The following is a 24,436-nucleotide window of genomic DNA, read 5'->3' on the forward strand; positions in this document are numbered from 1 at the left end:
GCGCCCCGCCAGGCGCACCACCGGATCTCTTTTCTGGAGGGGAAACCAGCTTCTAGCTCAGCAGGCGCTGAGCGACGGCCTTGGCGGTGTTGCTGCTGATGGCGAAGCCGACGCCGATGTTGCCGGCGGTGTCGCCCGAGGTCGCGATCGCGGTGTTGATGCCGACGAGCTGACCGGCGGTGTTGACCAGCGCGCCGCCGGAGTTGCCGGGGTTGATCGCGGCGTCGGTCTGGATGGCCCCACTGATCTTCGCGGCGGCGGACTGGCCGTCGTTGCCCTCGTCGATCGTGCGGTTGACGGCGCTCACGATGCCGGCGGTGACGGACCCGTCGAGGCCGAGCGGGCTGCCGACGGCGAGCACCGTGTCGCCGACCTTGACGGTCGAGCTGTCGCCGAACACGAGCGGCGTGTACGTGCCGCCCCCCACGATCTTGACCACGGCCAGGTCGGTGGCGGGCTCGGTGCCGATGATCTTCGCCTGGGCGGTCTGCCCGCCGGAGAACGTCACCTGCACCGACGTGCCCCGGGCCGTGGCGACCACGTGGTTGTTGGTGAGGATCGCCCCGTCGTCGGTGATGACCACGCCGGAGCCGACCGCGTTGCCTGTGCTGATCGACACCACGCTGGGCAGCACCTGCGCCGCGACGTCGGACAGGGTGGTGGAGGAGCCGGCGGCCGAGCCGGACGGGGTGGTGGCGCCGACGACCGCGGGTGAGGCCGCGGGCCGCAGCTCGAGGGCCGCGAGCCCGCCGCCGAACGCCGACACCGCCGACAGCCCGATCGCCGCGACGATCCCCGCCACGGCGAGCCCGACCCGGCTGCGCCTGCGCACGGGCGGCGGCACGAACACCGACCCGGGCTGCGGCTGCTGCCACGGGAGCGGCCGCTGCATGTGCGGCACGTGCGGGGGCAGCTGCGCCGTCGGCAGGTGCGGCTGCTGCTGCCCGCCGTTGTGCTGTCCGCCGGAGTACTGCCCGGCGTGGTGCTGGGCGGCGGGCTGCTGTCCAGCGTGGTGCTGGGCGGCTGGCTGGTGTCCGGAGAAGGGGTACGGCCCGTTCTGCCCGGCCGCGATGGGGCCGCTCTGCGCGACGGAGCGGAGGTTGCCGGCCTGCGGAGCTGCCGGCTGCGACGCCGGCCAGGTCTGGATGGGTCCGTCGGCGCCGGGCCGCACGCCGGGCGCGCCATGCGCGGCGGGCTGCGGACCGTGACCGGCGGGCAGCGGGCCGGGGACGGCGGGCGCGGCGGGCTGCGAGCCGAGAGCGGCGGTCTGGGCGTCGTGAGCGGCGGTCTGAGCGTCGTGACCAGCGAACGCGGCGGGCGGCAAGCCAGGGACGGCGGGCGCGGCGGGCTGCGAGCCGAGAGCGGCGGTCTGGGCGTCGTGAGCGGCGGTCTGAGCGTCGTGACCAGCGAACGCGGCGGGCTGCGAGCCGAGAGCGGCGGCCTGGGCATCGTGACCAGCGAACGCGGCGGGCGGCGAGCCAGGGACGGCGGGCAGCGGGCCGAAGGCGGCGGGCAGCGGGCCGAAGGCGGCGGTCTGGGAGGTGGGCGCCGCCGGCGTGACCGGCGCGGCCGGCATGGCCCGCGGGGGCTGCGGGGTGGTGGGCCAGGTCCGGGCCGGGTCCTGGACGTCGGCGGCACCGGCGGCCGTGGCGGCCGGGTTCGTCGGCCAGGTGGGGGGCGTCTCGGACCGCATCAGGTGGTCCTGCGTGGTGCCGAAGGCCGGGGCGGCGCCCGCCGGGGTGCCGCCCGCCGGGCTGCCGTCAGCCGGGCTGCCGTCAGCCGGGCTGCCGTCAGCCGGGGTGCCGTCAGCCGGCAGGATGCCGGGCGGCGTGGGGCTCGAAGGCCCGGTGGTGGTGCTGGCCGGCTCGGTGGCCGGCTGTGCGGCCGGGCTCGACGCCCGACCCTGCTGGTCGGCCGGGTCCGGCGCCCATCCCTGCTGTTCGCTCATGATTTGAGCTTGGCGACGGCAGCTTGCAAACCACTGATCGCGGCCTGGGAACCGCCTGTGAGAGGGAGCCGGACCTGGAAGGTGGCGCCGCCGCCGGGGGTGTTGAAGACGGAGACGGTGCCGTGGTGCACGGAGACGAGGGCGGCCACGATCGCCAGACCCAGGCCGCTGCCGCTGTGCGAGCCGCTGGCCTTGCTGCGGGTGCGCGCCTTGTCTACCCGGTAGAAGCGCTCGAACACCCGGGCGGCGTGCTCCTCGGTGAGGCCCGGGCCGTGGTCGGCGACCTCGATGAGGGCGTCGGTGCCGTCGCGGCGCAGGCGCAGGGCGACGGGCGTGCCGGCGGGCGTGTGGGTGAGGGCGTTGGTCATGAGGTTGCCGACGACCTGGCGCAGGCGGGACTCGTCGCCGTTGACCTCGATCGGCTCGTCCCGCTCGATCTCCAGGTCGACGGTGCGGTCTGGGGCGACGGCCCGGGCGGCGGCCACGGCGTCGCTGGCGATGACGCGCAGGTCCATGTCGGCCAGTGCCAGGGGGCGCTCCTGGTCGAGGCGGGCCAGCATGAGCAGGTCCTCGACCAGCAGGCCCATGCGGGAGGCCTCGTCCTCGATGCGCCGCAGCGTGTCCCCCGGCTCGCTGACGGCGCCCACCCGGTACAGCTCGGCGAAGCCCCGGATCGTGGTCAGCGGCGTGCGCAGCTCGTGGGAGGCGTCGGCGATGAACTGCCGCATGCGCTCCTCGGACGCCTCGCGCAGCCGGAAGGCGCCCTCGATCTGGGCGAGCATGGCGTTGAGCGCGGCGGCGAGGTGCCCCATCTCCGTCTCCGGCGGGCTCTCGGGCACCCGGCGGGTGAGGTCGCCGGCGGCGATCGCGGCGGCGGTGCGCTCGATCTCGCGCAGCGGCTGGAGGCTGGCGCGGACCATGGCGACGCCGACCGCGGCGAGCACGACGAGGACGCCGGCGCCGACGAACAGCTCCGCGGCGACGAGCTCGTCGACGGCGCTGTCGACCATCGAGAGGCTCTCCGCGACGAGCAGCAGCGTGTCCTGGCGCTGGATGATCAGGATGCGCCAGCGCTCATGCGTCTTCGCGGTGGTCGCCGTGTACGGCACGCCCAGGTGCTTCTCGAGGTCCTCCCACGTGCCGGGGATGGGCGGCGCGTCGGCGTCCTGACGGGTGCCGACGACGCCGGTCTCGAGCTTGCCGGTGCGCAGCTGCGTGACCCAGGCGATGTAGTAGTTGCTCTGCAGGATCGTGTCCTGGCTGGTGTCGGTCAGCGCCAGCCGGCTCAGGTCGACGGTCTCGGCCATCGTCCGCAGCTGCTGGTCGACCTTGTCGAACATGCTGCTCTTCATGACCAGGGCGCTGGCGACGCCGATGACCAGCAGCGCCATGGTGACGAGTGTGAGGACCGCGGCGATCAGCTTGACCCGCAGCGGCACGTCGGCGATGAACCGCACCATCTGCGGGCCTCAGACGGGAAGGCGGAGCACGTAGCCCACGCCGCGCAGGGTGTGGATCAGCCGCGGCTCGGCGATGTCCACCTTGCGTCGCAGGTAGGAGATGTACGACTCCACGATGCTGTCGTCGCCGCGGAAGTCGTAGTTCCACACGAAGTCGAGGATCTGCGCCTTGGACAGCACGCGGCCCGCGTTGAGCATCAGGTAGCGCAGCAGCTTGAACTCGGTCGGCGACAGGGCGATCGTCTGCCCGGCGCGGGACACCTCATGGGTCTCCTCGTCGAGCTCCAGGTCGTGGAAGACCAGCCGGTTGGGCCCCGGGTCGCCGGCGGTGCGGCGCAGCACGGCGCGGATCCGCGCGGTGAGCTCCTCCAGGCTGAACGGCTTGGTGACATAGTCGTCGCCGCCGAGCGTCAGGCCGCGGACCTTGTCCTCGGTGCCGTCCCGGGCCGTGAGGAACACGACGGGAAGCCGGACGCCACCCTCGCGGAGCCGCCGGATGACCTCGAAACCGTCGAGGTCGGGCAGCATCACGTCGAGGACGACCAGGTCGGGCTTCGCGTCGCGGGCCGCGGTGACCGCCTCGGCACCGGTGGTCACCGCGTCTACCGCAAAACCGGCGAAACGCAGGCTGGCCGAAAGGAGCTCGCGAATGTTCGGATCGTCCTCGACCACGAGCAGTCTCGCCTCAGCCTGCGCAACGCCTGGCGACGGGGCACCCCCGGATTGTGCAACGCCGCCTCGTACCCCCATGCGCATAGTCTTCCGCCTCCCGCTGGAGCAGGGCTGATGGTTGCCTGGGAAGTTCCTGGACACCCCGCCCCGTCACCCAAAACTAGCGCAGAAGTCGGCGCACCTGGTCGATCGCGCCGTCGAGGACGACCAGCGTGGCACGCATCGTCTCCTGGCTGGCACGGCTGGCGCGGGCCAGCCGGCGCACCTCCGCGAGCAGCTGGGCGGCCTTCTCCTCCAGCTCGGCGGCGGCGTCGCCGGGCGCGGGCGACGGCCTGGTGGCACCGGCGCCGCCCGGCCTCGCGGCGCCGGTCGCCCCGGGCCGCGGCGGGTAGCCCCAGCCCCACGCGGGCGCGGTGCGGGCCTGCTTGCCGGCCTCCTTCAGCTCGCGCTTGAGGTCGCGCACCGAGCCGTGGACGCCCTGCTCGACCTCGTCGGCCAGGGTCGACAGGTCGGCGAGGGAGGCGTTGATGTCGGTCTCGAGGCGCTCCAGCTCGGCGGCGCGCTGCACCAGCTCGGCCCGTCCGGCGTCGGTGATGTCGTACACCTTCCGGCCGCCGGACGCGGTGTGGCTGATCAGCCCGTCGGCCTCCATCCGCTGCAGGCGCGGGTAGATCGTGCCTGCCGAGGGCGCGTAGAGGCCGTGGAAGCGGTTCTCCAGGAGCCGGATGAGGTCATACCCGTGGCGGGGTTCCTCGTTGAGCAGCTTCAGCAGGTACAGCCGCAACCGCCCGTGACTGAACACCGCACTCATCAGGAATCCTCGTCCAGATCGACCGGCCGGCACAACAGGGTGATCGTGCCAGACGTCGCGTTGGCGGTCAGGCGGCCGGTGCCGGCGCCGAGCCGTCCGGTGACGGCGCTGCGGCCGACCTGGTCGAGGCCGGGGAACGCGCTGACCACCCGTCCGGAGATCGCGCTGAGGTGGACCTGCAGGTCGCTGTCCTCGCGGACCCGGGCGGTGATCTCGCCGGAGACGGTCTCCAGGCGCACGTCCGTGTCGACGGGCGGGTTGTCGAGGTCGCACGTGATGGAGCCGGAGATCGCCCGGGCGTGCACCTTCCGCGCGGTGGAGTCGGCGACGACGATCTCGCCGGAGACGGTCTCCAGGTCGACCTCGCCGTCGAGCGTGAGCGCCTCGATGGAGCCGGAGATCACGTTGGCGGCGACGGGGCCGTCCAGGCCGAGCAGGGTGACCCGGGCGCTGGTCGCGTCCACCTTGGCGCCGGCCCGCAGCGAGGAGAGGATGACGGAGCCGGAGACGACGCGGAGCGTGGCCGGGGTCCGGTCGGGGACCATGACGGAGACGTCGACCTTGAACCGGCTGTGGAAGAGCCACCAGAGGAAGCCGGGCCACTTGGGGAGATGCCCGTGGGAGACGCGCAGCACGCCGTCGTCGTCGAGGGCGACCGTGACCGGGCGCTCACCGATCGCGGTGACCTCGACCCGGGCGGGCCCGTCGGCGCCGACGACGTTGACCCGTCCGCCGACCAGGGTCACCTGGAGGTCCTTGACCTCCCCCTTGAGCTCGAGCCGCGTGGGCTCGGCGATGTTCCACGTCGTCATACCACCGAAGGTAGCAGACAAACGCGATACATCGCGACTGTCGTGTCTCGGCTGTCCTAGGCGGCCACCACCGAGGTCGCGGCGCGGGCGAGGACGCGGCGGGAGGAGGTCGGCTCCGGGTACAGCTTGGCGTGCGCCTTCAGCTCGATCGACAGCCCGCGGGCGGCGACGACCCGGCGCAGCGAGGTGGCGAGGGTCTCGTCGCCGATGAACGCGGCGACCGTCGTCGGCGTGCCGTTCTGGGCGAACGTGAGCCGCACCGGCACGACCGGGGCGGCCGCGTCGACCGCAGCCTGGAACATCGCCGGGCGGAAGGTGCCGCCCATCCGGCCGCACCAGGTGGTGCCCTCCGGGAAGACGGCGACCACGCCACCGGCGGCCAGCTCCGTGCTGATCCGCCCGACGGTGGCCGGCAGGGTCTTGGGCCGGGACCGGTCGACGAAGACGGTGCCGAGGGTGGCGGCGAGCCGGCCGATCAGCGGCCACTGGCGCACCTCGCGCTTGGCGAGGAGCTTGGCCGGCGCGTGCGCCAGGATCACGACCACGTCGAGCCACGAGACGTGGTTGGCGACCAGCAGCGCGCCGGACTGCGGGACCCGGCCGACGGCCCGGTGCGAGATCCCGAGCCCGGCGAGCACCGCGCGGGCGAGCCGGCGCTGCACGGCGATCAGGTGCCGCTGCGGCAGCAGGGCCAGCAGCGGCACCGCGAGCACCGCGAGCAGCACGACCGACCCGGTCACGACGATCCGCTTCACCATCGTCGCGACCGGGACGTGCTCGTCCGAGCGGGCCGGCAGGCAGCTCACGTCGCAGGTCGAGCGCGGCAGCCAGAGCGAGTCGACGACGGTCATCGCGCTCACTCCTGACCGAGGAAGTGCCGCATGTACCGCGGGTTGACCCGGTCCAGCGACAGCAGCACGTAGAAGTCGGCGCAGTCGAAGTCGGGGTCGTACGCGGGCTCGCCACCGATCCAGGCGCCGAGCCGCAGGTACCCCTTGAGCAGCGGCGGCACCTCGATCTTGGCCGGCACCGGCCCGTCCAGCGCGAGGGGGTTGCGCGGCCGGACCCGCCAGGCGGGCGGCACGAGGTGCTTGCGCTGGGCGAGGTCCCAGATCCCGGCGGCGTCGGTGACCGGCACCGACGCGCACCCGGCGAGCCAGCGGTGGCCGTGCAGGTGCATGTACCGCGCGATGCCGGCCCACATGAGGTTGATCACCGCGCCGCTGCGGTGGTCGGGGTGCACGCAGGAGCGGCCGGTCTCGACCAGTCCCCCACGCAGCTGGTGCAGGCCCGCGAGGTCGAACTCGGTGTCGGCGTAGAGCCCGCCGGCGGCCACCGCGCGGTCCGGCGGCAGCATCCGGTACGTGCCGACGACGTCGCCGGTGCGCTCGTCACGGATGATGAGGTGGTCGCAGTGCTCGTCGAACGCGTCGACGTCGAGGCCCGGCGTGCCGGACTGCAGCTTGGCGCCGAGTTCGCCGGCGAAGACGTCGTGGCGGAGCCGTTGTGCGGCCCGGACCTGGTCACCGTCCGTGGCCACCAGCAGGGTGTAGCGATCGGTTTCGTCGACCCCGACCGGGTCGGCGGCGACGGCGAGAATCGTCATGCTTTCGGTGTAAGGGTCGACCCCTGCGGCTGGCTGACGGTGACTGGTTACCCGCATGGCTGGCGGGTGAACGATGACTACCGTGGTCAGGCATGGCGGGATATTCAGGGACTCCACTGCCCAAGAAGCTCGGCGTCAGCGCCGGGCATCGCGTGCTGCTCGACGGGGCGCCGGCCGGGTTCGAGCTGCGCGACCTGCCCTCCGACGTGGTGCTGCACCGTCGCGGCGCGCCCGGCCTCTACGACGTGATCGTCTGCTTCTGCCCTGATCAGGCCAGGTTGCGGCGGCGCTGGCCGGTGCTGCACCGGCAGACGCCACCCGGCGGTGCGCTGTGGGTCGCCTGGCCGAAGCGCTCCTCCGGCATCGCGACCGACCTCGACGAGAACGGGGTCCGCGACTTCGCCCTGGCGCACGGCCGGGTGGACGTCAAGGTCTGCGCCATCGACGACACCTGGTCGGGGCTCAAGCACGTGATCCGGGTCGCCGACCGGACCTGAGGCCCAGCGCCGTCACGCACCGCGCCGGTGGGCGCGAGCCGCGCGTCGCGGGCCGCTGAAGGACAGCGCTGGCAGGAACCGCAGGAGCCAGCCGGCGAGCAGCATGAGCAGGCCCGCGAGCGCGTGCGGCGCCACCGCGCCGCCGGTGACCGGCAGGTCGACCGAGCCGACCATCACCTCGACGGTGCCGGCGACCGTGGCGGTGCCGTCGGTGACGGTGTAGGTGAAGGCGTCCGCGCCGGCGAAGCCCTTGTCCGGCGTGTACGTGACGGTCCCGTCGGCGTTGAGCACGGCGGTGCCGTTCGCCGGCTGGGTCACGCCGACGACCTTCAGCGGGTCGCCGTCGGGGTCCTTGACGTTGTCCAGCGGGGTGATCGTCCGCGCGCCGCTCCCGGCCGGCGTGGTCACCGTCGGCGTGGTCACCACCACCGGCCCGGTGCTCTGCAGCCCGACCGTCACCGTCACCGTCCCGGTGCTCTGCAGCCCGGTGGCGTCGCGCAGCGTGTAGGTGAAGGTGTCGACCCCCGCGAACCCGTCCGCGGCGGTGTAGGTGACGGTCCCGTCGCCGTTGAGCACCGTGCCGCCGTGCCCCGCCGGGCCGGCCGCGGTCACCGTGAGCGGGTCACCGTCGGGGTCGCTGTCGTTGGCGATCACGGTCACGGTCACGGCGACGCCCGGGGCGGCGGCCACGGCGTCGGCGCCGGCGACCGGTGCGCCACCCGCGACGTCGAGGGTCACCGCGGCGGTGCTGGTGCCCCCGTTGCCGTCGCTCAGGGTGTACGTGAAGCCGTCGGCGCCCCGGTAGCCCGCCGCCGGGGTGTACTGCACGGCGCCGCCGACGATCGCCAGCGTGCCGTGCGCGGCCCCGGTCGCCGCGACGGCCCGCAGCGTGTCGGCGTTGGCGTCGGTGTCGTTGGCGAGGACCGGCACGACCACCGCGGTCCCGGCCGGCGCGCGCAGCGTGTCGTCCACGCCCACCGGCGCCTGGTTGAAGACGGTGACGGTGACGGTCGCGGTGCCGAGCCCGCCGCGGCCGTCGCCGACCGCGTAGCCGAACGTGTCGACGCCGGAGAAGCCGCCCCGCGGCGTGTAGATGACGGTCCCGCCGGCGCCGATCGCGGTCGTGCCGTGCGCGCCGGGCGTGACGGCCGTGACGGCGGCGGCCGGGTCCGCGTCGTTCGCCAGGACGTCGACGGTCACCGGGGTGCCGGTCGGGGTGCTCGCGGCGTCAGCGCGTGGCGCCGGCGCTCCGGCCGTGCCGACGTGGACGGTGACCGCGCCGGTCGACGTGACGATCCCGTCGCTCACGGTGTACGTGAAGGTGTCGTCGCCCGAGAACCCCGCCGCCGGCGCGTACCGCAGCAGGCCGCCGCTCCGCGTGACGGTGCCGCCGCGGGCGGTGGTGGCGTCCCAGGCGCCGACCGTCAGCGGGTCGCCGTTCGGGTCGGTGTCGTCGGCGAGCACGTCCACGTCGATCGGGGCGCCGGCCGGGGTGCTGCGCTCGTCGGCGCCGGCGACCGGGGCGCGGTCGGCCACGGCGACCGTCACGGTGGCCGTGGAGCGCCCTCCCTTGCCGTCGCCCACGGTGTACGTGAAGCTGTCGGCGCCCCGGAAGCCGTCCCTCGGTGTGTAGACGAGCAGCCCCGCCGCGGTGAGCGTGACGGTCCCCCCGGTGGGCGTGCCGGAGCCGCCGCCGGTGCCGATCCCGATGACGGTGAGCGGGTCGCCGTCGGCGTCGGTGTCGTTGGTGCGCGGGTCGAACGTCGCGGATGTGGCGCCGGCGGGCACGGTCACCGCGTCGTCCGCCGCGACGGGGGCGGTGCCGGGGCCGGGCGGGCCGCCCGCGGTGACGGTCACGGTCACCGTCCCGGTCGCGGTGCCCCCGTTGGCGTCGGCGGCGACGTAGGTGAAGGTGTCGGTGCCCGCGCCCGTGCCGGCCGTGTAGCGGATCGCGCCGGTGGCGTCGACGACGGCGTGACCGGCGGAGGGCGGCGTGGCGATGCCGCCGGCGCGCACGGTGTCGCCGTCGGGGTCGGTGTCGTTGGCCGCGGCGGGGATCGTCACGGTGCCGCCGGCGGCGACGGTCGCCGCGTCCGGGACGGCCGCGGGAGCCGAGTTGCGCACGACGGCGGCGGTCGCGGTGTCGTTCGCGGCCACCGGGTCGGGGGTCGAGGACGTGACGGCCGCGGTGACCTCGGTGTGGTGCCCGGCGGCGGCGGTGACGGTCGCCACGACGTCGACGGTGAACGTGGCACCGGCGGTGAGCGTCCCGACGGGGCAGGTGAGCGTCTGCCCGGCCGGCGGCTGCCCGGCCCAGGCGCAGGGGCCGACGCCCACGGGGTCGCCGGTCACGCCCGCCGGCAGGACCGCGGTCAGGGTGACGCCGGTGGCGGTGGCGGGGCCGGTGTTGGTGAGCGTCACCGGGATCCGGACCTGGCCGGTGCCCTGCGCGACTTGAGGGCCGGCGGCGGTGACCGCCAGGTCGGCGGCCGGGCCCGCCGCGGGCAGGTCCTGCGTGGTCGGGTTGGACGGGGCGCGCAGCTTCACCCCGGTGTCCGCGCCGGTGGCGGCCGCGTGGGCGACGTTGCGGATGCTCGCCGCGCCGGTGGCGCCGGGGGCGCCCGCCGTGACGCGATAGGCGACCACGGCCTTGTCGCCGACCGCCAGATGGCCTCCGTGGGTGGCGTCGCTGCCCGTACCGACTCTGAAGACGACGACATCGGCGCTGAACTCGGCGCGGTCGGTGTCGACCGGGTCGCTCTGGGTCGCGCCGTCGATCGTCAGGCTGCCCGGCACGAACGCGGTCCCGGGCGGCAGGGCGTCGGCGAGCTGGGCGTCCTCGGCGGGGGCGAGGCCGTCGTTGCCGACCTCGATCGTGTACCGGATCTCGTCGCCGCGCTCCAGGTCGCCGCCGTTGACGTCGGTGGCGGTCTTGACCGCGGTGAGCCGCGGCGCGTAGAGGTCGGTCGCGAACGTGATCACGCCCGGGTAGAACGTCTCGCCGGTGACCGCGGTGGTCTCGAGGGTGATCGTCGCGCTGGTCGCGCCGTTGGCCAGCAGGCCGCTCGCGTCGACCTGGTCGATGTCGAAGCCGAGGAGGTTGGTGTCGGCGGGGTTACGGGCGGTGACGGCGGCGCCGCGGTCGCTGACGGTGCTGTTGAAGAAGTTCGTCGCCGGGTTGCGCGCGTCGGTCAGCGGCGTGCCGTCGAGGCGGATGCTGTCGCCGCCGCTGCCGGCGTCACCCTCGTAGGCGACGGCGCCGAGGCTGGTGGTGACGGCCCCGGTCGGCGGGGTCTGGAAGCCGGTGACCGGGATGCGGACCGTCGCGTCGGCGGGCGTGATGCCGCGCACCGAGCCGAACCCGTCGTAGACGACGAGGTTGCGCACCGGCTGCGCCGGGTCGTGCAGGACGACGGCGAGGGACCAGGCGGCGTAGCGGTCGTTGACGTCGGTGGCGGCCTGGATGTCGGCGACCGCGTAGGTGCCGCCGCCGGCGCCCGCGACCAGCGACGACACGTCGGCGTAGCCCTGGTACGGCCGGTGCCCGGGGAATGTGGTGACGTCGGTGAGCCGATTCGCGGTGATCGTCCGGTACGCACCGCCGGGCACCTTGAACCGGACCGTGTTCCTGCGGCTCTCGTCGGGCGCCGGCGTGCCCGTGCCCGGTGCCGTGTCCCCTCCCCAGAAGAGACCGGCGTAGAGCACGGTCGCGCCGCCCGGGATCGCGAGGTCGGCGGTGCTGGAGTTGAACGTCGCCGCTCCGTCCCCGTCCTGGTCGACGTCCACGTGGCGCATCTTGTAGCCGTTGTTGTTGAGCTGGCCGCCGGCGCCGGTGCCGTTCCGCGCCGCCGCGCAGGCCGGGTTGCCGTCGGCGCAGGTCAGGTTGGCGTTGCCGCGCAGCACGATCGACCCGCTGTCGTTGACCGAGTACACGGGGCGGAACGCGTCGACGATGTCGGCCGCGGCGTCTTTCGCCGCCCCCGCGACGATCGCCGGGAGGAGCAGCAGCGCCACGATCGCGATCCGAATTGCCACCTATCGTGTATACGTGGACACTGCCCGTAATGAGCGAGTTTTCCTCGTGTTGATCCCCTGCCGGGGCGGGCGGCGGCGGGTGGACGTGCCGTGCCATATTGACGACTTCACTCTCTTGGAGGGAGCGGCACGTTGTCCAACGGACAGATCGTGGTCTCCGACCTGACGAAGCGGTACAAGAACGTCACGGCCGTCGACCACCTGTCGTTCGTGGTCGAGCCGGGCCGCGTCACCGGGTTCCTCGGCCCCAACGGCGCCGGCAAGACCACGACGCTACGCATGATCCTCAACCTGGTGACCCCGACGTCGGGCACCGCGACCATCGGCGGCCAGCGCTACTCCGACGTGGCCGAGCCGCTCCGGCTGGCCGGCGCGATCCTGGAGGCCTCGGCCGCGCACAAGGGCCGCACCGCCCGCAACCACCTGCGCATCGTCGCGGCCGCGGCCGGCCTTCCGGACACCCAGGTCGACAAGATGCTGGAGCTGGTCGGGCTCACCCCCGCCGCGAAGCGCAAGTTCCGCGGCTACTCGCTGGGCATGAAGCAGCGGCTCGGCATCGCCCAGGCGATGCTCGGCGACCCGCAGGTGCTGATCCTCGACGAGCCCGCCAACGGCCTCGACCCGGAGGGCATCCGCTGGATGCGCGGGCTGCTGAAGGGCCTGGCCCAGCAGGGCCGCACCGTGCTGGTCTCCAGCCACCTGCTGTCGGAGATGGAGATCCTCGCCGACGACGTCGTCATCATCGCCGCCGGCCGCCTCGTCACCCAGGGCCCGGTCGAGCAGATCGTCGGCGGCAACTCCAGCGCGCCGCGCACCCGGGTGCGGACGCCCAACCTGCCGGAGCTGGTCAATGCGGTGCGGGCCGCGGGCGCCTCGATCCAGCCCAACGGCAACGACAGCCATGTGGTCACCGGCCTGGACGCCCCCGCCGTCGGCCGGCTGGCCCTGCAGTCGGGGGTCGAGCTGCACGAGCTGGTCAACGAGCGACCCGACCTGGAGCACGTGTTCCTCGAACTGACCCAGGGAAAGGCGGCCATCCGATGAGCGACCCGCAGCGGAGCGAGGAGTTGGTCATCATCAGCGCAGTGTCTGGATCAGGCCGGCGCCGGAGCGCAGCGGAGGTGACGGCATGATCCGGCTCATCCGCAGCGAGCTGCTGAAGGTGCGCACCACGAACATGTGGTGGATCTTCCTGCTGATCTCGCTGGTCTTCACCGGCCTGGCGCTCTGGATCAACATCGAGCAGACCAGCTCGGAGCTGGCCAACAACTACGCCAACTACCAGCAGGCCGAGCCGCCGCCGAACCTCACCGAGGAGCAGCGGGCCCAGTTCGAGGCGGACCAGCGACAGTTCCAGGAGGCGGAGCAGGCCAGGGTCGCCAAGGCGCACACGGCCGGCAAGCTCGCCGAGTACGCCGCGAACATCTACACCTCGGGCCAGTTCTTCGGCCTGCTGCTGGTGATGCTTGTGGCGATCCTGATCATCACAAACGAGTTCTACCACCAGACGGCGACCGCGACATTCCTCGCGACCCCTCGCCGCACCCGGGTGATCACCGCGAAGCTCATCACGGCGGGCCTGGCGGGCGTGCTGTTCTGGCTGATCACCACCGTGATCTCGGTCGTCGGCGGGGTGCTCTACTTCGGCGCCGAGGACCTCACCAACAGCCTGGGCAACTGGACGGCACAGCAGGCTGTGCTGCTGAACCTGCTGGTGTACGTGCTGTGGGCGGTCTTCGGCATCGGCATCGGGGTGCTGATCCGCAGCCAGATCGGCGCGACGATCACCGCCGCCTGCCTCTACACCGTCGGCACCTGGGCCGCGATCATCGTCCTCACCCTGATCCACGAGCTGGTGATCAAGAAGGACTGGGTCCTGGAGAGCGCGGTCTACATCCCGCCGCTGGCGTCGTCGCACGTCGTCGGCGGCCTGGCCACCCAGCTCGGCGGCGTGGACCTGCCGCCACGCTGGGCCGGCGCGGTCGTGCTCATCGTGTGGGCGGTCGTCCTCGGCACCATCGGCACGCTGATCACCCGGAAGCGCGACATCGCGTGACGCCGATCCTCTGATCCGTCCTGTCAGGCAGATCTACGACAGTTGTGGCCGCCGGATGGCGGCCACAGTTGTATGGGATGGACCCATGCCGCCGTCGACATGGTCACTCCGGCGGCGTCGGCGACGAACGAGCGTTAGGCAGCGCGTAGCCTTGACGCGGATCCGTGACCCCAGCTACTCCGTTTGGAAGAGGCGATCAGCAGCCGTGTCGACCCAAGCGACCAACTCGCAGGAGAACCCCTTGGCGGGTTTCGGCCCGAACGAGTGGATCGTCGAGGACATGTATCAGAGGTACCTCGCCGACCCGGCCAGCGTGGACCCCGCGTGGCACGACTTCTTCGCCGACTACAAGCCGAGCGGCGACGGCGCCGAGGGCACCTCGACGGCGACCGCCGAGGCGGCTGAGCCGGCGGCCGTGACCACGACCACGCCGGCCCCCGCCGCTCCGGCCGCGCCCGCACCTGCGAAGGCGGCACCCGCGCCCGTGAAGGCGGCGCCCGCCGCGGCCCCTGCGGCTCCGAAGGCCGCCCCGAAGGCCGCTCCGGCGGCGCCAAAGGCCGCGGCCGCGAAGGCCGAGGCCGCTCGGCCGAGTGGCGCGAAGCACGTCCCGCTGCGGGGCGTCGCCGCCCGCATCGTGCAGAACATGGACGCCTCGCTGGAGGTGCCGACCGCCACGAGCGTGCGCGCCGTGCCGGCGAAGCTGCTGTCCGACAACCGCGTCGTGATCAACAACCACCTGGCCCGCGGCCGGGGTGGCAAGGTCAGCTTCACCCACCTGATCGGGTTCGCGATGGTCCGGGCGCTCGCCGCGCACCCGGAGATGAACAACTCCTTCGCCGAGATCGACGGCAAGCCCAACCTGGTCCAGCCGGAGCACGTGAACCTCGGCATCGCGATCGACCTCGCCAAGCCCGACGGCTCGCGGTCCCTGGTCGTGCCGAGCATCAAGGCCGCCGACACCATGGACTTCCGCCAGTTCTGGTCGGCGTACGAGGAGATCGTCCGCCGGGCCCGCCGCAACGAGCTGACCATGGACGACTACGCCGGCACCACCGTCTCGCTGACCAACCCCGGCGGCATCGGCACCGTGCACTCCATGCCGCGGCTCATGACCGGGCAGGGCACCATCATCGGCGTCGGCGCGATGGAGTACCCGGCGCCCTACGCCGGCATGTCCGACGAGACCCTCGCCGACCTCGGCATCAGCAAGATCCTGACGCTGACCAGCACCTATGACCACAGGATCATCCAGGGCGCGCAGTCCGGCGAGTTCCTGAAGGTCATGCACGAGCTGCTGCTCGGCGAGCACGGGTTCTACGACCAGATCTTCACGGCGCTGCGGATCCCGTACGAGCCGGTCCGCTGGGTGCGTGACGTCGCCCGCACCAGCGAGGGTCAGATCGACAAGGCGGCCCGGGTCGTCGAGCTCATCCACGCCTACCGGGTCCGCGGCCACCTGATGGCCGACACCGACCCGCTGGAGTTCCGCATCCGCCGCCACCCGGACCTCGACGTCCTCGAGCACGGGCTGACGCTGTGGGACCTCGACCGGGTCTTCCCCGTCGGCGGGTTCGCCGGCAAGCAGAAGATGAAGCTGCGGGCCGTCCTCGGCGTCCTGCGCGACTCCTACTGCCGCCGCGTCGGCGTCGAGTACATGCACATCATGGACCCGGAGGAGCGCCGCTGGGTCGCCGAGCGGGTCGAGAAGCCGTACGAGAAGCCCGACACCGCCGAGCAGAAGCACATCCTCAACCGCCTCAACGCCGCCGAGGCGTTCGAGACGTTCCTGCAGACGAAGTACGTCGGCCAGCGCCGCTTCTCCCTCGAGGGTGGCGAGTCGCTGATCCCGCTGCTCGACGAGATCCTGCAGAACTCGGCCGAGGGCGGCCTCGACGAGGTCGTCATCGGCATGGCGCACCGCGGCCGCCTCAACGTGCTGGCCAACATCGTCGGCAAGCCCTACGAGAAGATCTTCTCCGAGTTCGAGGGCCACCTGGACCTGAAGTCCGCGCACGGCTCCGGCGACGTCAAGTACCACCTGGGCATGACCGGCAAGTTCACCCACCCCGACGGCGAGCACGCCACGACCGTCTCCGTGGTGGCGAACCCGTCGCACCTGGAGGCCGTCAACCCGGTCCTCGAAGGCATCGTGCGGGCCAAGCAGGACTCGATCGACCTCAAGCTCGAGGGCTACACGGTCCTGCCGCTGCTGATCCACGGCGACGCCGCGTTCGCCGGCCAGGGCGTGGTCGCCGAGACGCTCAACCTGTCGCAGCTGCGCGGCTACCGCACCGGCGGCACCGTCCACGTCGTCGTCAACAACCAGGTCGGCTTCACCACCGCGCCGGAGTACTCGCGCTCCTCGCTGTACTCCACCGACGTCGCCCGCATGATCCAGGCGCCGATCTTCCACGTGAACGGCGACGACCCGGAGGCCGTGGTCCGCGTCGCGCGGCTCGCCTTCGAGTACCGCCAGGCGTTCAACAAGGACGTCGTCATCGACCTGGTCTGCTACCGGCGCCGCGGGCACAACGAGGGCGACGACCCCTCGATGACCAACCCGCTGATGTACGCGATCATCGACCAGAAGCGCTCGGTGCGGAAGATCTACACCGAGGAGCTCATCGGCCGCGGCGACATCCCGATCACCGAGGCCGAGGCCCTGCTCAAGGACTACCACGAGCAGCTGGAGACGGTGTTCAAGGCGACCCGCGACGCGTCGTCCAACCCGGCGTCGCGCCTCACCCGCCTGCGCGAGCCCGAGCCGGAGCCGGTGGTCGAGACCGCGATCGACGCCTCGGTCCTGGACGCGATCGGCGAGGCGCACGTCAAGCTCCCCGACGGCTTCACCCCGCACAAGCGCGTCCAGCAGCTGCTGGACCGCCGCGCGAAGATGGCCGCCGCCGGCGACATCGACTGGGGCTTCGGCGAGGTCATCGCGTTCGGCTCGCTGGTCAACCAGGGCGTCACCGTCCGGCTCTCCGGCCAGGACTCCCGCCGCGGCACGTTCGTGCAGCGGCACGCCGGCATCGTCGACGCCGAGACCGGCAGCGACTACATGCCGATGTCCGCCCTCATCAAGGACAACGCGAAGCTCTTCATCTACGACTCCCTGCTGTCGGAGTTCGCCGCGATGGGCTTCGAGTACGGCTACTCCGTCGAGAACCCCGACGCCCTCGTCATGTGGGAGGCGCAGTTCGGCGACTTCGTCAACGGCGCCCAGTCCATCGTGGACGAGTTCATCTCCTCCGGCGAGGTCAAGTGGGGCCAGCGCACCGCCGTGACGCTGCTCCTGCCGCACTCGCACGAGGGCCAGGGCCCCGACCACACGTCGGGGCGGCTCGAGCGGTACCTGCAGCTGTGCGCCGAGGACAACATGCGGGTGGCCGTGCCGACGACCCCGGCGAACCACTTCCACCTGCTGCGTCGCCAGGCGCTGTCGCCGAAGAAGAAGCCGCTCGTCGTCTTCACGCCCAAGTCCCTGCTGCGCCACCGGCTCTGCGTCTCCCCCGTCGAGGACTTCACCAGCGGCACCTTCGCCACCGTCCTCGGCGACCCGGGCATCAAGGGCGCCGGTCTGGACAACGCCGCGGTGAAGCGGGTCCTGCTCTGCTCCGGCAAGGTCTTCTACGACCTGCTGCAGGCGCGCACCGAGCGGGACATCACCGACACCGCCATCATCCGGGTCGAGCAGCTCTACCCGATGCCGGTGGAGGAGCTGCGCGCGGCGCTGGCACAGTTCCCCAACGCGGAGGACTTCGCCTGGGTCCAGGAGGAGCCGGCCAACCAGGGCGCGTGGTCGTTCATCGCGCTCAACCTCCTGGAGCACCTCCAGGGCGTCGGCCTGCGCCGCATCTCCCGCCCCGCCGCCGCCGCTCCGGCGGTCGGCTCCACCAAGCTCCACGACGCCGAGCAGCAGGCGCTCATCGAGGCCGCGCTGCCGAAGCGCTGACCCTCTGTCGTTTCGCTGGTTCCATGTGTTTGGTTCGTTCGTTCGTTCGTTCGTTCCGTTCCGGGGAGGGCTCGCGCCCTCCCCGGTTCCTTTGGAGGTGCCCATGTACTTCACCGATCGCGGCATCGAGGAGCTCGCCCAGCGCCGAGGCGAGGAGGAGGTCACGCTTGAGTGGCTCGCCGAGCGCCTCCGCGACTTCGTCGACCAGAACCCCGAGTTCGAGACGCCGATCGAACGCCTCGCCGTCTACCTGGCCCGCCTGGACGACGACGAGGACTGACCGATGTCCGTCCACGCCCGCGCGGGCACTGGTCGTACACCTGCCGCAGCGACCACAACGGTCGGCTTTGATGGTCGCCGAAATGCCGGACATATCCGATTTATCAGTGCAATCGGGCGCTGCACATCAATGTGACTGCGGGGCGCATCCGCCAATTGGGTCGTTCGGGAACAACTTGGTGTAGTCCGGCAAGACAATCGATTGTCCCCAGTCGGGTGATCCCGGCGTAGCGCATGGGGCACCTACATTCTGTACGTGCCCCGAAGTCGCAACCGATCCGCAACCGTGTCGCTCCTGGCCGCCGCCCTGCTCCTTCTGGGCGGCGCTTTTTCGGCCTCAGGGGCAGCGGAGGAGCAGCCCCTGGCCGCCGCGGCCGGCGCCGAGGCGACGCGGGTCAGCGGCCATGCCATCGGCGTGCGGCACTTCGACTTTGCCCGGGGCAAGGACCGGCCGCTACCCACCACCGTGTGGTACCCGACGCGCGGCTCCTCCCGGCGGAGCAAGGGGCAGGTGCAGGTCAGCGCCGAGGTGCTGCCGGGGAAGCTGCCGCTGATCCTGTGGAGTCACGGCTTCTACAGCAACCCGCAGATGCAGGAGGGCATGACCAAGTTCCTGGCCGAGGCCGGGTACGTGGTCGTCGCCCCGGCGTACCCGTTCACGAAGAAGGACACGCCGAAGTTCAACAAGTTCGACGTGCCCAACCAGTCGCTGGACGCGTCGTTCATCATCACGCAGATGCTGCAGCCCGGGAATCCGCTGGCCGACAGCATCGACTCCGAGCGGATGGCGGCGATCGGGCACTCCGGCGGCGGGACCACGACCGACGGGCTGTTCACGGTGCACCGCGACCCGCGCCTCAAGGCCGGGGTCATCTTCGCGGGCCGGCCGGCCGGGAAGTACCAGGGCAGCCCGGTGCCGCTGCTGTTCGTGCACGGCGACAAGGACCCGGTCGTGGCGTATGAGCAGGGGCGCACGTCGTACGCCGCGGACCCGTGGCCGAAGGCGTTCCTGACGATCATCGGCGGCGAGCACGGCGCCGCCACCAACGACCCGGAGCGCGGGCACCACCAGGCGATGGCGACGCTGCTGAACTTCCTCGCCTGGGCGCTCGACGGCGACGAGATCGCCCAGGCCAGGCTGGACGACGACGCCCGGCTCGACGGGGTGACCCGCTTCGAATCGGTGGGGATCTACAGCAGCGCGAACACCACGACGGCGATCACCACGACCGCGACGACGGCGCCGGCCACGATGAGGCCGACCTTGGAGCCGGTCGCGGCGGGCTGAGCCGTCTCGTTGTTGCTGTTGTCCACCCACGCCTGAAATGCCTGAGTGTTCTGGCTTGGGTCAATGCGCTCATCGGGCATGGCCGACAGAATACCGATGACCTGCCCCTCGGACAGTGGCCGAACGTGTCGGATTGTGGCACTCTCCGTCAATGGCCGCGTGGCGGGAACGGTCGTGGTGGGGCTGGGGCTGGGCCGACGAGGCCCTCGACGACGACGCCTGCCGGCGCCTCGCCGAGACATCGCTACGGCCGTGGATGCCCATCGACGGGTCGGTGCTGCCGATGCCGCACGACCCGGTCCTGCCCCCGCCGCGCCTGATTCCTCCGTCGATCATGCAGGAGGCGTTCGCCGCCGACTCGATGACGCGGGCGTCGCACACGTACGGCAAGGCCTTCCGCGACGTGATCCGAGCGCTGCGCGGCCGGCTCGACAACCCTCCTGACCTGGTCTGTTTCCCGCGGACCGGGCACGACGTCGTCGCCGCGCTCGACTGGGCCGAGGCGGTGGGGGCGGCCGTCGTCCCGTACGGCGGCGGCACCTCCGTCGTGGGCGGCGTCGAATACCGCGGGGACGCCCCTTGGGTGTCGCTGGACCTGTCCCGCCTCGGCCGGGTCCTCGAGATCGACGACGTCAACCACGCCGTCCGGGTGCAGGCCGGCGTCTCCGGCCCGGCCCTCGAACAGGCCCTCCGCCCGCACGGCCTGACGCTGCGCCACTACCCGCAGAGCTTCGAGTTCTCCACCGTCGGGGGATGGATCGCGACCCGCGCCGCCGGCCACTACGCGACCGGCCCGACCCGCATCGACGACGCCGTCTCAGCCCTGCGGGTGATCACGCCCCAGGGCCCGGTGGAGTCGCTGCGGGTGCCGTCCAGCGGCGCCGGCCCGTCGACGGACCGCCTGTTCGCGGGCTCGGAGGGGACGGTGGGCGTGATCGTGGAGGCGTGGTTGCGTGTCACGCCTCGCCCAACGGCCAAGGCTTCGACGTCGGTGGCCTTCCCGGCGTACGACCAGGGCATCGCCGCCATGCGCGCCCTCCTGCAGGCAGGCCTCCGCCCCAGCAACTGCCGCCTCCTCGACCCCCTGGAGGCGATGCTGAACGCGGGCGCCACCGACGGCCAGGCCCGGCTGCTGCTCGGCTTCGAAGGCCCGACCGTGCCCCTCCTGGACGACGCCCTCACTCTCTGCGCCGACCACGGCGGCACCCCCACCACCCCCGCCCACACTCCCCACCCCACCAGCCCCGCCCACAACACCGGCGCCTCCACGCCCAACCCCGCCAGCACTGCCCACCGCCCCACCAGCCCCGCCAACTCCGACGACACCCTCGACCCGGACGACTCCAGCCGCCCTACCCCCGACACCGGCGGCTCCCCTCCCAACTCCCCCAGCACCGCTCAACGCCCCCACGGCGCCGCCAACTCCGACTACATCTCCGCCCCAGCTGACTCCAGTGACTCCATCCCCAACCCCGCCGGCCCCGCAGAACGCCCCTACGGCAGTGCTCACCGCCCCAACGGCGCCGCCGACTCCGACAACACCCCCGACCCGGGTGACTCCAACCGCCCCGCCGACAACACCAGCGGCTCCACCCCCAACTCCGACAGCGCCGCACAACACTCCGACGACGCTGCCGCCGACTCCGACAACACCCTCGACCCACGTGACTTCAGCCGCCCCGCCCACAACGCCAGCGGCCCCACCCCCAACCCCGACAGCGCCACTCAACACTCCGACGACGCTGCCGCCGACTCCGACAACACCCTCGACCCACGTGACTCCAGTGGCTCCATCCCCAACCCCGCCGGCGCCGCAGAACGTCCCTACAGCATTGCTCACCACCCCAACGGCGCCGCCGACTCCGACAACACCCCCGACCGGGGTGACTCCAGCCGCCCCGCCCACAACGCCAGCGGCTCCACTCCCAACTCCGACAGCGCCGCACAACACTCCGGCGGCGCTGCCGGCTCCGGTGACGGCCTCGGTCCGGGTGGCTCCCGCCACGGCCTCTCCAGCGGCGGCTCCGGTGCCTCCAGCCGGTCCAGCGGCGGCTTCGCCGGCTCCGGCCGTTCAGGTAGAGGCGTCGCCGGCGGCAGCTCGGGGCGGAGCGGCGATGTCGGCAACTGGCGATCGTCGTTTCTGCGGGCGCCGTACACCCGCGATGCCCTCATCAGGCTCGGCCTCATCGTCGAAACCGTCGAGACCGCGTGCACGTGGAGCCGCTTCGAGGCACTGCACGCGGCCGTGATCGCCGCCGCGCAGGCCGCCGCCCCGGCCCGCGTCGCCGTGGTCACCTGCCGGATCACTCACGCGTACCCGGACGGCCCGGCGCCCTACTTCACCATCATCACGCCGGCCCGGCGCGGCGCCGAGGTCATGATCTGGGACGAGATCAAGGCCGCCGTCAGCACGGCCATCACCAGCGCCGGTGGCACGATCACCCACCATCACGCGGTCGGCCGGGACCACCTGCCGTGGCTCGAGCGGGACCCTCTCTTCACCGACGTGCTGCGGGCCGCGAAGCGCACGCTAGATCCCCGCGGGATCCTCAACCCCGGCGCGCTGTTGCCCAGTTAATCGCCGGATTCCCTCGCCCAGCCCGATGAGCAGCAGCCCAAGCAGGAAGAACGCCACGGTGAAGCTGAGCGCCGAGATCGTCACGCCGCCGTAGCCGAGCTCGTTCGCGTCGACGAACGGATATGGATACTTGTCGACGATCGCACCTCGTACCAGCGCAAAGGCCAGATACGCCAAGGGGTAGCCGAGCCAGACGGCCGCATACCACCAGCGGACCGGCTCCCTGTCGACGAACAGCCAGGTGACCGCGGCGAGGATCGGCGTCACCGTGTGCAACAGCAGGTTGTGCGGTGCGTGCGCCCCCGAATCCACCACGTGGAACGGGCTGGACGGATTCGCCAGCAACGAGTGATACACCGTGCCTGTGATGCAGCTGTACAGCGTCGCCGCGCCACGCACCCACCCCGGCACCGGCCGCAGCGCCGCCACGGCCGACACCACCGCGATGATCACACTGCTCTGCACGGTGAAGTAGATGAACACTCCCCCGTCGCCGTTGGTGAAGTCGAGCAGCAGGACGATCCCGGTCAGCGCACTCACCGCGGTGAGCACCCGGAAGACGACGGACATGCGCCGCAACCTAGCCGTAAATCGCCCGCTGGGCCAGCCTTGTTCGTGGTGTCCGCCTCGTACCTTGGATGCCATGCGCCGACTCGTCGTGGCCCTGCTGACCGCTGGCCTCGCCGGCCTCGCTACCCCGGGTCTCGCTGGCTGCACAGGCCAGCCGGCACCGGCCAAGTGGGTCACGCCGTCGCCTTCCCCGGGCGCGACCGTCGCCCCACAACTCGCCCACGTCACGCCGCTACCCCCTCTCCCCGTGCCGCGGGCCGCGCTCGACGTGTCGCGCCAGGAGGTGACCTACAGCCGTGAAGGCCGCGTCCTGCGCACCGTCATCTGGATGCCCTCGTCCACCACCCGCGTGCCGGCGGTCATCTTCAGCCACGGCCTCAACGGCACCCCCGAGGCTTTTGCGCCGCTGCTCACCGCATGGGCATCGGCCGGCTTCGCGGTGATCGCCCCCGCGTATCCCAACACGACCCGCAGCGCCCCCCGCCTGGACGTCTACGACGTGCTCAACCAGCCTGCCGACGCCAGCTTCGTGCTGAGCCAGGTGCTCGCCGGCCCGCTCGGCAAACGCATCGACAACACCCGCCTCGCAGCCGCCGGCCACTCCGCCGGCGCCATCACGACCGTCGGCCTCTTCACCGCGAGCCGCGACGCCCGCCTCCACGCCGGCATCGTCCTGGCCGGCAGCGGCCTGGGCGTGGGCACCGCCTTCACCGGCACCCCGGCCTCGCTCCTCTTCGTCCACGGCGACGCCGACCCCTTGGTCTCCTACGCCTCCGGCAAGGCCACCTACGAGCTGGTCCCCTGGTCGAAGGCGATGCTGACCGTCCCCGGCGGCAACCACAACGACCCCTACCTCCGCCCAGGCATCACCTCTTACGCCGAGGTCCGCTCGCTGACCTTGGCATTCCTGCGGCTCGAGCTCTACGGAGACTCCACGGCCCGCCGACAACTCCCGCAAGGCCCCTCCTTCGACGATCGCCTGTGATCCTGAGACGCTATGGTCATATGCTAGCATAGGAATCGAGGCGGTGAGTTCGGCTCTCGGGGGAGGCAGGCCGTGCCACGACCATATTTTTCGCTGGAAGCGCCTGACGCCGGCCGCTGTGCCACCGGGCAGATCGACTGGCGCGCCCGCCTGGCAGCCCAGGCCGCTGAGCACACCCGCCGTCGCGAGGAGCGGCAGCGGGCCAAGGCGGAGTTCGCCGAGGCCCGCAGGCACGGCCTGGCCACCCGCCATACGACCAAGCTGACCCGCCTGCGCAACGCCCGCGTCCTGGCCGGCCTCCACCCCACCCCGCCGGGCGCCGCCGCTGTTGGGTGGCCGTCGCCGGGCTGCACTGCCCCGCCACCAGCACGGCCCACCGTTCAGATTCCCGCCCCGGCAACCCGTGCCGCGCGGGAGACCGCACTGCCCAGAAGCGTGAGCACGGCGCCGCGCCCGGATGCCCCACCGCACCCACGGCCAGCCGCGCCACAGTCCGTCGGCAGAGAAGAGACGCTGCCGACACAGCCCGTCCGCAGGGCCGCGACGCCGCCTCCAGCACAGTCCGTCCACGGGGCCGCGACGCCGCCTCCAGCACAGTCCGTCCACGGGGCCGCGACGCCGCCTCCGCGACCCACCCGCAGGGAAGCAACGACACCGCCACCGCCCGTCCAAGCGGGCGCAACGCCGCCACCACAACTCATCCACAGGGGAGCAACGCCGCCACCGCCACAGCCCGTCCACAGGGTCGCAGCGCCGCCGCAACCCACCCCCAGGGAAGCAACGCCGCCACCCCACAGCCCGTCCACAGGGTCGCAGCGCCGCCGCAATCCACCCGCAGGGAAGCAACGCCGCCACCCCACAGCCCGTCCACAGGGTCGCAGCGCCGC

General features: G+C 72.2%; 17 protein-coding genes. 8 read left to right on the forward strand and 9 right to left on the reverse strand.

The window, feature by feature from the left end:
- Window positions 1-52: 52 nt before the first annotated feature.
- From AB0I21_RS11105 to AB0I21_RS11135, 7 genes are all read right to left on the reverse strand, one after another.
- Entirely contained in the window at window positions 53-1,948 is a 1,896-nt protein-coding gene (locus tag AB0I21_RS11105; protein WP_360560214.1) for a trypsin-like peptidase domain-containing protein, read from the reverse strand.
- A complete protein-coding gene (locus tag AB0I21_RS11110) occupies window positions 1,945-3,408 on the reverse strand; it encodes a HAMP domain-containing sensor histidine kinase (RefSeq protein WP_344513667.1) in 1,464 nt (487 codons plus the stop codon). Before AB0I21_RS11110 ends, AB0I21_RS11105 begins: the two co-directional genes overlap by 4 nt.
- A 9-nt stretch (window positions 3,409-3,417) precedes the next feature.
- A complete protein-coding gene (locus tag AB0I21_RS11115) occupies window positions 3,418-4,158 on the reverse strand; it encodes a response regulator transcription factor (protein WP_344513665.1) in 741 nt (246 codons plus the stop codon).
- Window positions 4,159-4,240: 82 nt separating this feature from the next.
- The gene (locus AB0I21_RS11120; RefSeq protein ID WP_360560216.1) at window positions 4,241-4,891 is read right to left on the reverse strand and encodes a PadR family transcriptional regulator; all 651 of its coding nucleotides are present in this window, start codon (window positions 4,889-4,891) and stop codon (window positions 4,241-4,243) included.
- Window positions 4,891-5,703: a DUF4097 family beta strand repeat-containing protein gene (locus tag AB0I21_RS11125; RefSeq protein WP_360560217.1), complete on the reverse strand. Its 813-nt coding sequence runs from the start codon at window positions 5,701-5,703 to the stop codon at window positions 4,891-4,893. Before AB0I21_RS11125 ends, AB0I21_RS11120 begins: the two co-directional genes overlap by 1 nt.
- Before the next feature lie 56 nt (window positions 5,704-5,759).
- On the reverse strand, window positions 5,760-6,554 hold the full coding sequence (locus tag AB0I21_RS11130; protein ID WP_360560218.1) for a lysophospholipid acyltransferase family protein: 795 nt from the start codon (window positions 6,552-6,554) through the stop codon (window positions 5,760-5,762).
- A 5-nt stretch (window positions 6,555-6,559) separates the two neighbouring features.
- Window positions 6,560-7,309 carry a GNAT family N-acyltransferase gene (locus AB0I21_RS11135; protein ID WP_360560219.1) on the reverse strand — a complete coding sequence of 250 codons (750 nt, stop codon included), beginning with the start codon at window positions 7,307-7,309 and terminating at the stop codon, window positions 6,560-6,562.
- A 92-nt stretch (window positions 7,310-7,401) separates the two neighbouring features.
- On the opposite strand from AB0I21_RS11135, the gene AB0I21_RS11140 reads away from it, so the two are divergent.
- Window positions 7,402-7,806, forward strand: coding sequence for a DUF3052 domain-containing protein (locus AB0I21_RS11140; RefSeq protein ID WP_360560220.1), 405 nt, complete (start codon window positions 7,402-7,404; stop codon window positions 7,804-7,806).
- A 12-nt stretch (window positions 7,807-7,818) separates the two neighbouring features.
- Here the strand turns inward: AB0I21_RS11140 and AB0I21_RS11145 are convergent, their stop codons facing one another.
- Window positions 7,819-11,841: an Ig-like domain-containing protein gene (locus AB0I21_RS11145; protein ID WP_360560221.1), complete on the reverse strand. Its 4,023-nt coding sequence runs from the start codon at window positions 11,839-11,841 to the stop codon at window positions 7,819-7,821.
- 132 nt (window positions 11,842-11,973) lie between these two features.
- On the opposite strand from AB0I21_RS11145, the gene AB0I21_RS11150 reads away from it, so the two are divergent.
- From AB0I21_RS11150 to AB0I21_RS11175, 6 genes are all read left to right on the forward strand, one after another.
- Complete coding sequence (locus AB0I21_RS11150) at window positions 11,974-12,885, forward strand: ABC transporter ATP-binding protein (RefSeq protein WP_360560223.1); 912 nt, start codon at window positions 11,974-11,976, stop codon at window positions 12,883-12,885.
- An 85-nt stretch (window positions 12,886-12,970) separates the two neighbouring features.
- Window positions 12,971-13,897, forward strand: coding sequence for an ABC transporter permease subunit (locus AB0I21_RS11155; protein ID WP_360560225.1), 927 nt, complete (start codon window positions 12,971-12,973; stop codon window positions 13,895-13,897).
- Between the two features lie 205 nt (window positions 13,898-14,102).
- A complete protein-coding gene (locus AB0I21_RS11160; RefSeq protein WP_360560227.1) occupies window positions 14,103-17,849 on the forward strand; it encodes a multifunctional oxoglutarate decarboxylase/oxoglutarate dehydrogenase thiamine pyrophosphate-binding subunit/dihydrolipoyllysine-residue succinyltransferase subunit in 3,747 nt (1,248 codons plus the stop codon).
- Between the two features lie 103 nt (window positions 17,850-17,952).
- Complete coding sequence (locus AB0I21_RS11165) at window positions 17,953-18,129, forward strand: DUF6104 family protein (protein WP_344503667.1); 177 nt, start codon at window positions 17,953-17,955, stop codon at window positions 18,127-18,129.
- 285 nt (window positions 18,130-18,414) lie between these two features.
- Complete coding sequence (locus AB0I21_RS11170) at window positions 18,415-19,416, forward strand: chlorophyllase (protein WP_360560229.1); 1,002 nt, start codon at window positions 18,415-18,417, stop codon at window positions 19,414-19,416.
- A gap of 151 nt (window positions 19,417-19,567) precedes the next feature.
- The gene (locus AB0I21_RS11175; RefSeq protein ID WP_360560231.1) at window positions 19,568-21,994 is read left to right on the forward strand and encodes an FAD-linked oxidase C-terminal domain-containing protein; all 2,427 of its coding nucleotides are present in this window, start codon (window positions 19,568-19,570) and stop codon (window positions 21,992-21,994) included.
- On the opposite strand, the gene AB0I21_RS11180 is transcribed toward AB0I21_RS11175, so the two are convergent.
- Window positions 21,947-22,564 carry a Pr6Pr family membrane protein gene (locus AB0I21_RS11180; RefSeq protein WP_360560232.1) on the reverse strand — a complete coding sequence of 206 codons (618 nt, stop codon included), beginning with the start codon at window positions 22,562-22,564 and terminating at the stop codon, window positions 21,947-21,949. The genes AB0I21_RS11175 and AB0I21_RS11180 overlap by 48 nt on opposite strands.
- A 73-nt stretch (window positions 22,565-22,637) precedes the next feature.
- Here AB0I21_RS11180 and AB0I21_RS11185 point away from each other — a divergent pair, with 73 nt between their 5' ends.
- A complete protein-coding gene (locus tag AB0I21_RS11185; RefSeq protein ID WP_360560233.1) occupies window positions 22,638-23,549 on the forward strand; it encodes a chlorophyllase in 912 nt (303 codons plus the stop codon).
- Window positions 23,550-24,436 lie beyond the last annotated feature (887 nt).

Source organism: Dactylosporangium sp. NPDC050588, from assembly GCF_040654975.1.
GTDB lineage: Bacteria > Actinomycetota > Actinomycetes > Mycobacteriales > Micromonosporaceae > Dactylosporangium > Dactylosporangium maewongense.